The organism is Shewanella donghaensis, assembly GCF_007567505.1.
In the GTDB taxonomy this organism is placed as follows: domain Bacteria; phylum Pseudomonadota; class Gammaproteobacteria; order Enterobacterales; family Shewanellaceae; genus Shewanella; species Shewanella donghaensis.
Genome location: NZ_CP041783.1, coordinates 2,606,153 through 2,619,128 on the forward strand (window position 1 = coordinate 2,606,153; position 12,976 = coordinate 2,619,128).

At 41.3% G+C, this 12,976-nt stretch carries 10 protein-coding genes; 2 read left to right on the forward strand and 8 right to left on the reverse strand.

Translation table 11 applies throughout. From position 1 onward, the window contains the following. The first annotated feature begins 63 nt into the window (after positions 1-63). On the forward strand, positions 64-2,325 hold the full coding sequence (locus FPK91_RS11195; RefSeq protein ID WP_144211334.1) for a patatin-like phospholipase family protein: 2,262 nt from the start codon (positions 64-66) through the stop codon (positions 2,323-2,325). A gap of 125 nt (positions 2,326-2,450) precedes the next feature. On the opposite strand, the gene FPK91_RS11200 is transcribed toward FPK91_RS11195, so the two are convergent. Together FPK91_RS11200 and FPK91_RS11205 are read right to left on the reverse strand one after the other, a co-directional pair. Next, the gene (locus FPK91_RS11200; protein WP_144211335.1) at positions 2,451-3,059 is read right to left on the reverse strand and encodes a hypothetical protein; all 609 of its coding nucleotides are present in this window, start codon (positions 3,057-3,059) and stop codon (positions 2,451-2,453) included. 159 nt (positions 3,060-3,218) lie between these two features. Then, complete coding sequence (locus FPK91_RS11205; RefSeq protein ID WP_227006549.1) at positions 3,219-5,423, reverse strand: LruC domain-containing protein; 2,205 nt, start codon at positions 5,421-5,423, stop codon at positions 3,219-3,221. Positions 5,424-6,112: 689 nt separating this feature from the next. Here FPK91_RS11205 and FPK91_RS11210 point away from each other — a divergent pair. Continuing rightward, positions 6,113-6,331 (forward strand): hypothetical protein, encoded by a 219-nt coding sequence (locus FPK91_RS11210; RefSeq protein ID WP_158638083.1) that lies wholly within the window; start codon positions 6,113-6,115, stop codon positions 6,329-6,331. Between the two features lie 328 nt (positions 6,332-6,659). On the opposite strand, the gene FPK91_RS11215 is transcribed toward FPK91_RS11210, so the two are convergent. The 6 genes from FPK91_RS11215 to udp all read right to left on the reverse strand — a co-directional run bounded on the left by FPK91_RS11215 (position 6,660) and on the right by udp (position 12,733). Further along, positions 6,660-7,643, reverse strand: a complete 984-nt coding sequence (locus FPK91_RS11215) for a hypothetical protein (protein ID WP_144211337.1) — start codon at positions 7,641-7,643, stop codon at positions 6,660-6,662. Between the two features lie 195 nt (positions 7,644-7,838). Continuing rightward, positions 7,839-8,963, reverse strand: a complete 1,125-nt coding sequence (locus tag FPK91_RS11220; protein WP_158638084.1) for a glycosyltransferase family 4 protein — start codon at positions 8,961-8,963, stop codon at positions 7,839-7,841. Between the two features lie 203 nt (positions 8,964-9,166). After that, positions 9,167-10,102, reverse strand: coding sequence for an SPFH domain-containing protein (locus FPK91_RS11225; RefSeq protein ID WP_144211339.1), 936 nt, complete (start codon positions 10,100-10,102; stop codon positions 9,167-9,169). Beyond that, entirely contained in the window at positions 10,102-11,031 is a 930-nt protein-coding gene (locus FPK91_RS11230) for an SPFH domain-containing protein (RefSeq protein ID WP_144211340.1), read from the reverse strand. Before FPK91_RS11230 ends, FPK91_RS11225 begins: the two co-directional genes overlap by 1 nt. A gap of 137 nt (positions 11,032-11,168) precedes the next feature. Further along, positions 11,169-11,639 (reverse strand): NfeD family protein, encoded by a 471-nt coding sequence (locus FPK91_RS11235; RefSeq protein WP_144211341.1) that lies wholly within the window; start codon positions 11,637-11,639, stop codon positions 11,169-11,171. 335 nt (positions 11,640-11,974) lie between these two features. Beyond that, positions 11,975-12,733 carry a uridine phosphorylase gene (gene udp / locus FPK91_RS11240; protein WP_144211342.1) on the reverse strand — a complete coding sequence of 253 codons (759 nt, stop codon included), beginning with the start codon at positions 12,731-12,733 and terminating at the stop codon, positions 11,975-11,977. Between the last annotated feature and the right edge of the window lie 243 nt (positions 12,734-12,976).

Sequence of the window (12,976 nt, forward strand, 5' to 3'; positions counted from 1 at the left end):
CCAAGAATTGCTGCTTGTGAGCACCTATCACAGCTAATACGCCATATACCAAGAAGACATACGATGAATAAAATGACATTAAAATCAATGATGAATATCATTTTTTTGCTTACTTGTGTCTTACCCATAAGCAAAACAGCTTATGCAGACTCAATCCCCAAACAAATAACGGTAACGCAGCCTAAAGTCGGCCTCGTGTTAAGTGGTGGTGGTGCAAAAGGTTCTGCACATGTTGGCGTATTGAAATATCTAGAGCAGCAACACATTAAGGTCGATTACATCGTTGGCACCAGTATTGGCGCATACGTGGGTGGCTTATACGCTTTAGGTTATAGTGCTGATGATATTGAAACCATCATGCTCGAATTAGATTGGGAAAGCGGCTTTAACGATAACGTGCCAAGACAATCACTGCGTTATCGCGATAAACAAGATTTTGATCGTTATAACATGCCTTTTGAGCTGGGTTTACTCGACGGTAAATTACTTCTTCCAAAAGGAGTATTACGTGGGCAGACCATGGGTAACCTTTATGTGGACTCCTTTGGTGCCATCCCAAATCAAAGCTCATTCTCACAACTAGCGATACCTTTTAGTGCCATTGCCACTGATATTGCCACTGGCGAGGCAGTCATTCTCAATAAAGGTGATTTACTGAAAGCAATGCAAGCCTCTGCAACTGTACCAGGTGTATTACAGCCAACTGTCATCGATGGTAAATCATTAGTTGATGGCGGTATCGTGAACAATTTACCTGCTGATACCGCTAAAGACATGGGAGCAGATATTGTTATTGCTGTCGATATTGGCGCAGATTTATCTCAGCAAGAACAGCTAGACAGCACCATAGCCATTATTAGCCAGCTCAGTACTATCATGACAAGAGCCAATGCCGTGGAACAAATAGCCCAACTCGCTGATGGTGATATTCTCATTCGTCCCGATGTGAGCGACTTTGACACCACCGATTTTAGTGCGCTAGCAAGTGGCTTTATACTCGGTCAAAAATCGGCACAACAACAATATGAAGCGCTACAAAAATTACGTGTGAGTAACGCAGACTACAGTGATTATCTACGAGAAAAATCAGCATTTAAACAAACAATCATCGATTTTCAACAAGCGCCAATTGATAGCATTGTTATTAATAACAACTCCTCAACCTCAACGGAATTGATTAAGAAAAAACTCAATATGACCGAAGGTGAAACCAAAGAAAAACGTCAACTGATTCATGCTATAGACGAGGTCTACGCTCTCAATAACTTCGAAAAAGTGACCTTAGGTTTTGAAAAAAATGACGATGGAACTAAAGCATTAACAGTAAACACCGACACCAAAAGTTGGGGTCCAAACTTTTTTGATATCGGCTTTAGTTGGCAAGAAGATTTTGAAGACGTATCGAATGTCTCATTGGACTTAGCTTATCAACTCAATAATATCGCTGCTACCAAGACCCAGATGCGTTTTGAGTTAACCACCGGTGACGATAGATTACTTGCCACTGAGCTATATTTGCCCCTTGGCGAATTTGAGCAATTTTTTGTGAAGGCTCGCTACCAATATCAGCAGCAACATCAAACTTACTACGATGAAAATGAACCATTATTAAAAACAATGCAAAAAGCCCATAATTTGCAGACTTCAGTAGGTTTTTATCCTATTGATAATATGGTCATTGAATTGGGTGTATATGCTGAAACAGGTGATCTAGAAGGCCCGATGCTGCCACAAATTAATTTTGACTATGATGCCTATGGCAGCTTTTTTCATTTAGGTTATGACAGTTTAGACAGCTATAGTTTCCCGTCAGAAGGCATGCTACTTGAAGTCGACATACTTTCTCATAGAGATAAACAAAGCGGGCAAGAAACAGAAGGTTATCAATCGCTAACGGAATATAATATTAGCTTCAAAAAAGCGATCAGTTATCAACAGCACACCTTAATTTCAAAGATTGACTTAGGTGGCATTGATACTGACGATATTAGCTTAATTCACACTCAAAAATTAGGCGGTTTCCTTAATTTATCCGGTGCACATAATGACTCACTCGTCGGTAGCCAATTAGCCTACGGCGCATTAATCTACCAGCATAGAGTGGATTGGCGAGGACTAGGGATTAGTATTCCCATCTATGTAGGCGGCTCTATTGAAGCAGGTAATGTTTGGCAACGAAAAGAGCAACGTGACATTGACGACTTAATCTATGCCTCTAGTATTTTTGTTGGTACAGAAACAGACTTTGGTCCTGCCGTGTTTGGCTTTGGCATAAATGACCAGCACCATACATCTGTCTATTTAACACTGGGGAAAAGGTTCTAATAATCAAAGCATCCGATCCGTAATATATATCGATTCAATACAAGCACACACATAAAATAAACCCTCGAAGGATACTTTTCCGTTCAAGGGTTTATTGCTTGCTATACCGCTTTGACTGCTTGATTTTAGTTAATCGTTAACCGTTGCTCATCAGACTCTTGATCGTAAGACCACATTTCATAAACCGGGTCTGAACCATCATAAAACCACACGACAGCAACAAGATTCTGCTGATGATTAGCCACCAATAATCCTTCCGTTAGGCTGCCTTCATCGAGTGCACCACGGAGTAAACAAGATTCAAAGTTCACTTTAATATCTGCGCCATTTTGCTCATATTGATCACATAATGAAAAGTAACCGCGTTGGGTTGAATCTAAGCCCACATCTATGGCTAAAGTGAATGTCGCTTGTAAATCGAAATCAGCATCTACCACTAGATCATCAATTGATGTTGCTGGCTCCGTTGGTGTTTCTGGTTCTGTCGGTGTCTCTGGTGTTGTTGGTGTAGTCGGCGTTGTTGGAGTCGTAGGTGTTGTGGTAACAGGTGTTGTGGCTACCGGAGTTGCTGCAGGTGTGGGAGCAGGAGAACTATCATCCCCGCCACCTCCGCCACCACATGCGGTTAATAAAGTGAGTAATAAGGTTACTGCGACACTGGTTGTTTTTGTAGACGTTTTAGTTAACGTTAATAATGTGTTTGCTGCCAATTTAGTTTGAGTTAATGCGTTCATAATATTCACCTTTAAATTCCGTTTATTGCTTAATTTCATTCTGTTAACTGATAATTGTGTTAACTGATAATTGTTTAACTGTTCATTGATTGCAGGTATTTGATCCTAATACCTGCGTTGACACTTGTAAGAGCTTCTCTTAGCGTTTGTCTTTCAAAATTAATCTTTAAAAATCAATGAATCATCAGCGACTAGGTACCAATAAGGTTTAGTCTCACCTGTTGCGTCTGCAGCAAATTCAATAAACTCAACATAAGCACTATCAACACGTAACTCTTCAGCCGGATGCTCCCATGTGTCTGGCACCTCGATTGCCCAACTCATACCATTTTGATCTTGGAAGTACTGACCTTGTGAAGCAGATGAAGCATCGTCATGCATTCCCAAGAAGCGAGTATCAAATTTATCAGTGGGTGCTTTATTCTTTAAATGAATTTCTAATTTACGGCCTGGATTATTACCATCAGTAATATTCTTAGCTGCTAGACCATGATCGGTTCCCGGTGTCGCAAAGATGAATGGGTCATATGGGAACTCTGGCATATCATCTACATGAATAGAATCAACAAACGGGACTGTCATCTGCCACGTAGCACGGTACTGAGTACCGCAACCTGGCTCGGTTCTGAAGTACAAACAACCATTACCTGGTGTCGCGTGTTGCCATAAATCTTCACTAAACATCAACACTGCATTAGTTTGACCATCCTCTAGCGGCGAAGTCGTTTGTTTAACGCCTTGAGCACTCCATTCAATCGCAGACTCTTGTACATTACCGCGACCGATTTCAGGTAATTGCACTGCGAAACCGTTGTGATACCAAGCGCCCATTGCCACGAGTTGCGCATCAAATGCTACACGACGTACTAAATCATTTTTACTGAACTGACTGATACGTAACTGCATCACCACATCGTTCATGTCAAAGTCACCTTGATTGGGATATAAATCCTCATAGGCCAAAGTGGTGTACTCAGATGAAGATGGGTAGTAACTGATTGTGATGCCGGTTTCAGTCACAGTGATGGGGTAATCTTCCACCTCACCGTCACTCACACCACCAGTAGGGAGTAAGTCAGCAACTGAACTTAAGCGAAAACGCGACCAAGTTTCACCGGTTTTAGCCCAGTTAGGCACATCAATGGTTAATGTCGTAGTACCAGAGTTAACTGAGCGAGATGCAACAACCTTGTCATCTGCATCAAACTCACCATTTTGGTCCCAATCAATCCAACCATTTAAGAAAACACCATCACCTTCAACTTCAACAATTAACACAGCCTGCTCACCGATTTCAAAACCGGTTGGCATGCTAATACCGTCATCATCATCAATGCCGTCACTCTCATCATCTGATAGCGGCGCAGGATAACCGTCAGCTTCATTATCAATAACACTGCCTAATGAAATACCATCAACCATGCCGTGACGCGCACCATTTGAATCAATTAATGTACCGTAGCTGTCTGGCGCATCACCAAAATCAACACTGTCACCGACAGGTACTTCAGCAAGAGCACAACGCGCACCATCATTTGAGGTAGAAGAAGGACCATAAGAGAACAAAACCGCCTCTGGCGTATCGCTATCAACGTTAACCTTATAAACGTTACCGTCACCGTTGTTACTTAAATAGAGGTTTCCATCGGGGTCAAAGAACTGCGCTCCAAAGGTAAAGCTACCACTGTCTTTGGTAATAACGGTTGCTAAGGTTTCTGCCCCGCCTGTCGCAGGATCAATCTTGAGTAAATAACCTGTACTGCCATTCGTTACCGCATATAAAAAACCGTTACTTGGGTGAAAGGCAAAATCGGTAATCGTGTATGTGGCATTGGCTTTACTACCAGGCACAATATTCATTGGATGGTCATTTCCATCTAACGGCACAGTAAATAAACCCACTTTTTTACGATAGCCGTACCAAACATTCTCAGTAATCGCCACATCACCCACATAGAAACCCGAAGCTGCTGCTGCCGCACTATCTTTGGTGATTGTTAATGGTTCTACTTGGTAATCTTCGCCCACTTTACCAACCGTATTATGTTCATAATCCCAACCATATAAATAGTTATCCATGTAGCTAAAACCGACACCGTTGAGTGATTTGTTTAAGCCCATATCAGGAGATAGCACCGTATAACTACCTGTACCCAATTCAACCCCAAAGGTTTTTGGAACACCTGCAGGCGTTTGAATAATGAATGCTTCAGTAGGACATGCACTGAAAGCTTCAGCAGCATGGGTATTAGCACTGAATAAAGCCATGCTAGTACCAATAGCAATACTGCTTAAACCAAGAATATTGATGATTTGAGAATGAAGTGGTTTCACTTTAACTGTCGTTGTTTTTAATGTTTGCATATTGGCATCTCGCTATTCGTTATCAGGATGTACTGAGACAAATGCACAGTTGATGCCAACTTTTATTACCACTTAAATACAATAGCTTAAAGTAAAAATTAGATTGTAGTTTAATGTTAAAGTGCATTCTGCAACGCATTCTGAATTTAACAAGATGGGGTGTTGTAGTGAGAAGGGTCAATAAGTCGGGTGCTTGAGATAAGTCACTTTTACATAATTAAGTGTTAGTTGGTTTGCTTATGTTTCCAAAACTGCATTTGGATTTAAATCATGGGTTTCCTTTCTGTATTTCCAAACTCCGTTTGGATTAAGATCGTGGCGCTTCGCCCACACCAGACCAAAAGGGGAAAAGCGCTTGTTCCCCTTTTGGATATCCCTCAGCGCCCCGCCGAAAAATGCTGAAAAGCGCATAATTTTCGATGGGGATTGATCCAGCTTTTGACTTCATCTGTATCCGTCTTCGGTCATTGTCGAAAAACCCTAACGCTTCCGATAGGCCATCCATGGCCTAACGAAAGCTAACTTGGCATCCATGCCAAGCTCACGACCTTTTCTCGATGACCTCAATTCAAATTGAGCCTTTTAGACTCTAAAATTTATAGATTTTCTAACTCTTTTAATTACCACGAATACGGTCAAATCGAAGAGATAATAATCCCAGTGTAGATGCGTTCAAGACCTTCGAAAACATGGCGAAGTTTCACAGTGTGAAACGCTCTAAGCGAGAGGCATGGATGCAGAACTGGCCGTTTAACATGGATGTTATTTGTTTTCGCAGAGCCCACATGGATGTGTTTACGGCGTGTCTCGCCGTTGTATCTGCACATAAGGTCGCTCTTTCACATCCATGTGATCGCGACATTCGTATATCCTATACAGCACCTGCGGCAGGCAATGGATTAGATTGAAGTAATGGACTTAGATAAGCGAGCCAACAAAAACTAAGTAAAACATTGAATTATGACTATAAGTTATATTAAAGTATAACCACTTAAGGACAGGGTTAGGTAACCTCGAACACAATCTTCGAGCACGCCATTTAGGGAAGAAGAAGCCATTCAATAACATGTGCCTATCAACTCCCCTATAAAGTTTACTCTGACCCAACTAATTTTCCAAATGAGTTAGCAAGGCTGAAAGCTTGTTGTTGGCAGGCAATCTACACAAACAGTTATGCTTATGGAGTGTCAAATCATAACTGTTTGCTGAATAGGGCGAGTAAACGAGGTTTTAAAGTTATTTCACTTCATATCTAAGTAGGACTTCATTATCTAATACAACGTTGGTTGACCAGATGAAGTTTGCACCTGCTCCGCTGAATTTTTCAATGAAGTTCATGTAAGACTTTTTGTTGTTTACACCGATTTCATCTTCTGAGTATTGTGTTGCTTGAGGCCATGAGCTTGCGTCAAATTCTTGGTTCATCCAGCTACTTGGTGTTTCCCAGTGAGCGGCATAAGCATTCTCACCATTATCAGTACCTTCCGTTGTACAGGTGTCTGATAAGCGTTTTCCATCAGCTTCACTTAAACAGGATAAATCATAGATAGGTGCGGTATAAAACGTTTGTGCTTGCCAGTTTGAACCTGTCACAGTTCCATCGCTAAAGCTTGCGATAAAGCCGCCATCTCCAGGGTGGTATGCTTTGCCACGGTTATCTTCTGTACCCAAGCCTAGGTTCTCTTCCCAATCAATGACCTTTACAGCAATCGTATAAGGTTTGTTGACCTTGAACTTTACTATACTAGAGTTAAATGGCGTGAATGGTACGGTGTCTACTGCTACAAGCTGACCATTAATGTATAACTCAAAGTAATTGTCAGCAAAAATGTAACCCGTGATTTCTTCTCCGTCTGCATCAATAACTGCAACAGGTACTGAGTCCTCCTCTACGTCCGCAATGCCTTGAGGAGTTATGTTGTTACACTCTTCATATAGGTCGATTGCTTTTGTTGCGGTGGTAAAATGGTTTTCGGCAGGAACAATCCAAACCTTACCGTCAACATCAATTACTTCACCAATGCCAGCAACACGGCTTCTGCCATTTTTACACACAAAAAGGTTAGCCTTTACTGTGTTGGCAAGACCTTGGGTAATACTGGCTGAACCGTTGTAATCATTGATGCTTTCGCTAAAAGTTAGGTCGGCTGTTTGAGAGCAGCCAGCCAACAATAAGGCGATTGATGAAAGGGCGATAACTCTATTATCTGCAGGAATCATAGATGAAAATCCAGTAATAAGTAGGAATCTTAAGTGTAGTTTTTAATTTAGATAGAGCAATGAGTTGAATTAGTTTGTTCTTAACAAGGCGGGTATATTAGTCGATGTATTGTAAATGAACGTAAACTCACTTTGGTCCAGAAACTTGTCAAAAACGATCACTCTATACAAGCAAACACATTAACCATTTAAAGCTCAACCACGCTTATCTTCCAACAGCTGCTCAAATAAGTTTTTCCATGCTTGTTGAAGATCCTGCCATTGTTGAGTGCGCCAATCATCTATTGGGGCGTGATGCTGTTTTTGACCATGATTGTCGACTTGCTCATAAGCGTGAGCAGGCTCATGGCTTGATAATAGAACGCTTGATGAGTGAACACTCGATAAGCAGCGCTCAATTGCATCGGCCAGTGAGTTTACAAATTGCTTGTCATCATGCTCGCTAACCTTAGCCTCAAATATGGTAACCATAGCTTGTGGTTGATGTTGACGTATTTGATCAGCTAAACCATCAACATTGGTTGAGATAATCGGTTTATTCATAACCATTGATTCTATGAACACTAAGCCAAAGGGCTCCCACCGAGAGGGGACAATCACCGCATCGCAGCTTGATACAAATCTCGGCACATCATCAATCTTGCCCACTAACTCAACATTATCAAGCTTTGCAGCTAACTGCTGTAGTAATGGCAATTGCTCACCTTCACCCCCAAGCTTTAACAAACAAGGTTGCTTAACCTGCGCCATGGCTTTGAGCAGTAAGTCAAAACCCTTTTGCTGATGAAAACGGCCATAAGCGGCGAATACAGGAAGCTGATTCGCTGGCGTATGCTTAGATTCTGGCGGAGTTCTATCTGCAACAAACTGGCTGAGATCGCGTCCTTGTCCTAACTGAACGATTTTACTTTCTGGTAATAGCTTATTAGCAAGCATCCATTGCTGCTGGGATGGTGCAATAGAGACAACTTTATCCATTAAGCTGTAACTTAACTTAAGCATCCAGTAGAAACGCTGCGGATGTGCAATTTGATGGCGAACAAATTGCTCACTGTAGTGATGTTCTTGAAGAATAAAACTGATTTTGGGGTAACGTAATTTCAGCCAGGCAACACTGAGTAACTTGCGCCAATTTGACGCCCCATGAAAACAGACGATGTCTGCATCGATTGTCATATTCTGAAAGTGGGTTAAATCCACATGTCTAATTTCAAATTCAAATGCCTGTTGCAGTATCGAAGAGCCGCATAAGCTTTGCAGGGCGAAATTCACACCGCCCATATTGGGGTCGTCTACACAGTGCAAAATTTTTGTGGTCACTTCCCCTCCTCGATACATGATGAGCATACTAATAAGCGTTAAAACACTTTTAAAACAATATACTTGTCGCGATAAAATCGCAAAGACTCTCGGTAACGCTTTCATCATCTTACTGATAAACAGACAAATTACCCATAAAAAAAGAGGCTGCTTGATAAACTCTAGCAGCCTCTTTCTGTTATCGGTGGATTAGCACAACAAAATTACTTCTTGTTGTCTTCTAATCCCATGCTGTCCATCCAATAATCAAAATTAATCATATTGCCTGGTAACACCACCCGGTTATCTTTATCTTTTAAGCCTTCAAGCTGCTTGAGGTATTGTTCACCTAATTGCAATCTTAATGCACTCTGACCGCCGGGTTTTGAGATAACCACAGCTAAGCGCTCAATCGATTCTGCCGTTGCTTTAGCTAAGGTTAAAATCTCTTCGCCTTTACCTTCTGCCTCATTGATACGACGCTGCATTTCACCTTCTGAGCGGTTAATGGTTTCAGTCATCACACCTTCAGAGCGGTTAATTTTACTTTGCTTATCACCTTCACTTCTGGCTAATAATGCACGGCGTTCACGTTCAGCATTAACCTGCATTTCCATGGCGTTTTTAACGGTTTCTGGTGGAGTAATATTCTTAATTTCATAACGATGAACTCGAATACCCCAAATGGCTCCCGCTTCGTCCAGTACCTGTACCACTTTGGCAGAGATCACATCACGCTCTTCAAAAGTGCGGTCTAAATCTAAGGTACCAATAACTGAACGCGTGGTCGTTTGCGCTAATTGAATCGCCGCGTAACGGTAATCAGTAATACCATAACTGGCTTTAACCGGGTCGGTAATCGAGATATAAATCACCCCATCAACTTCGACATTGACTTCATCGCTAGAGAAACACTCTTGCGGCGGTACATCAATCGTCTCTTCTTTTAAGTCATGAATATAAGCCACTTTATCAACAAATGGGACTAAAGCATGAAAGCCCGCGTCTAAGGTGCTGTGGTACTTACCTAAACGTTCAACAATATATGCAGACTTAGTCGGTACTAGGCGAATAGACTGGAATAATTTCAGTACGAAAATGACAAAAATTGCGCCCCAAATGGCCATAACAATTAAATCGGTATCAATTCCATTAAACATTAGCGAGCTCCTTGTGATGGTTTTTTAGTGACGGCATGAGTAACTTGCTCCATCCCTTCAAAGAAGCCTTCTAACTTAGCCATTTCAGCAGGCACCACTGAAACTTGTGTTTCAGTCAAAATGTCACCCACTTGGCTAATAAACTGCTCTTTTAGCATCATGTTCATTGCATCGTTACCACCTTGGTTAGCCAGAGCGGTACAAATCATATCCATGCCTTCGGCCTTCGCTTTGGCAATAATGGTAATCTCTTGGCCAGAACCTACCGCTTCATTAATGCGTTTCTGTTTTTGCCCTTCAGACAAGTTAATCGCCTCTTGGCGCTCACCTTGAGAGATATTAATCATGGCGTCTTTTTCAGCATTGGCTAAGGTGATTTCAGCACGTTTGCTACGCTCAGCTTCCATTTGTTTTTCAAGGGTATGAATCACGTGCATTGATGGAGAGATATTTTTAATCTCATAGCGCAGCACCTTAATGCCCCAAGGATCTGATGCCTTATCAATTTCACGAACAATGGATTCATTCAAGCTGTCACGCTCAGAAAATGTTTGTGACAAGGTCAATTTACCAATCTCTGAACGCATGGTGGTTTGCGCAAGGTTAACCGCAGCTTTACGGTAATTTTCGATACCGTAACTGGCTAACTTACCATCCATCACTTTAAGGTAAACCAAACCATCAACTTCTAACTGAGTATTATCTTTTGAAATACAGCTTTGTGGCGGTACATCTAATACTTCTTCACGGGTGTCATGGCGGTATGCGACACGATCAACAAACGGCACTAAAAAATGAAATCCTGGCTGTAATACGGTTCTAAATTTCCCTAAACGCTCAATAACATTCACTTCGCGCATTGGTACAATCAGCATTAATTTATATAAAATAAAAAATATAAATAAAATCGCTATGGTTAGTTCAAACATATGTCCCCTTCCTTTTGAAATACATGCTTAACTCGTTTGATATTAACGGTTTAGCACGGCTTAATTTTATTACTTAGCTCGCATTCACAGTCATTGACACTGTGAACTCAAAATCAATGTTTATTGAGTCAAACACTTTACGTCATCGCTTCAGATTCAACATAGGGCTCAACCACTAATGCAATATTATCCCGACATATAATCCGCACTTTACTGCCAGATTTAATTTCGCTGCCATCACCTAGCGCAGACCATTCAGTGCCAGAAAACATCACTCGTCCGGTTTTTTCACCAGGACCAATATCTTCCTTAACGATGACAATTTCATTATAAATATCCATTTCTTCGTCGGTATTATCGACGTGTGAGTCACCACCAATCATTTTTTGGGTGATATGGCGAAAACTTAATAGCAGGACAATTGAGGTGATAAACCATAAAGTGAAGCTTTGTGCGGTGCCATCGACGATGCCAGTAAATAAAGCGGCAGCAACAATCACACAGGCTGCGCCTAATAAAATGACAATGCCACCGGGAACGATAATTTCCGACAACATCAATCCGATACCGACGATTAACCAAATGCTGGTTGGATTAGAGAATTCCATATACCCCCCTGTAAAAAAGTTATCATAAAATCCTTTAAGCTATAAAACCCTGACTTAGGCAGTATTTTATAGACATGATAACTATCAGTTGATAACCATGGTTTGAATACCATGATCGTGCCATCTAGGACACTCGATATGAATCAGTCATTAACCCATATTTTAGTCGTTAACTATAACGACATAATATGTCAACAATACAGGATATTGATGCAATTGCAATCATATTTCATTTGTAAAGACGGATTATAAAGCGTTCGGAGGAATAAATAACATTAAAAAAATGGCAATAAAAAAGGTGCCGAAGCACCTTTACATTCAGTCACTTAATTAAATTAAGCTAATAACTTTTTCGCAGCATCAACAACAATTGAAATCGCACTGACTTCGGTTTTCTTCATCATTGCTTCATCTGGAATTTCTTGTTGAGTACGGTTAACAATAACCCCTGCAACACACGCTGCACGCCAACCTTGGGTGGCACACATAGTGAATAGCGTTGCTGACTCCATTTCGTAGTTTAGCACGCCCATTGATTGCCATTCTTTCATTGAACCAACATAGCGGCTAGTGATACGACCTGAAACAGTATCGTAGCGCTCTTGACCTGGGTAGAAGGTATCTGAAGAAGCGGTGATGCCAATATGCGGTTCTTGGCCAGCATCACGACATGCTGCAACCATCGCAGTTGTACAATCGAAATCTGCTGCTGCAGGAAACTCTAGTGGTGCAAAATGTAGACTTGCACCATCTAAACGTACTGAAGCTTGAGTCACAATCACGTCACCCACATTCACATGTGGCTGGATTGCACCCGTTGTGCCTACTCGCAAGAAAGTCCTCACACCTAATTGTGCTAACTCTTCCACTGCAATAGATGTAGATGGTCCACCGATACCAGTAGAACAAACCACGACAGGCTTGCCATCAATATATGCAAGGTAAGTCGTGTACTCACGATGACTTGCTAAAAAAGTCGCATTTTCCATTAATTCAGCAATTCGCTTAACTCGCTCTGGGTCTCCAGGAACAATTGCTAAGGTTGCGCCATCAAGCATTTGCTTGGTTAATCCTAAGTGAAATACGTCGGCCATGTTGTAAACCCCTTTCATTTTTGAATATTAAATCCTAATTGCATCGACTTTAACCTACTAGATGCCTAGTTAAGGTTAGCTAGATCACATAAATCTTGTTATTAATCATTCTTACGATGTTTAAAATTTACATATGTAACAGTCGGCACTAATTTAGAGCACCATAAATCACCTTCGGCTCAATTGCTAATTTTAGTTCATTTAAAAGTTTTTGAAGTAATGAATCAATTGTTGATCTAGGTC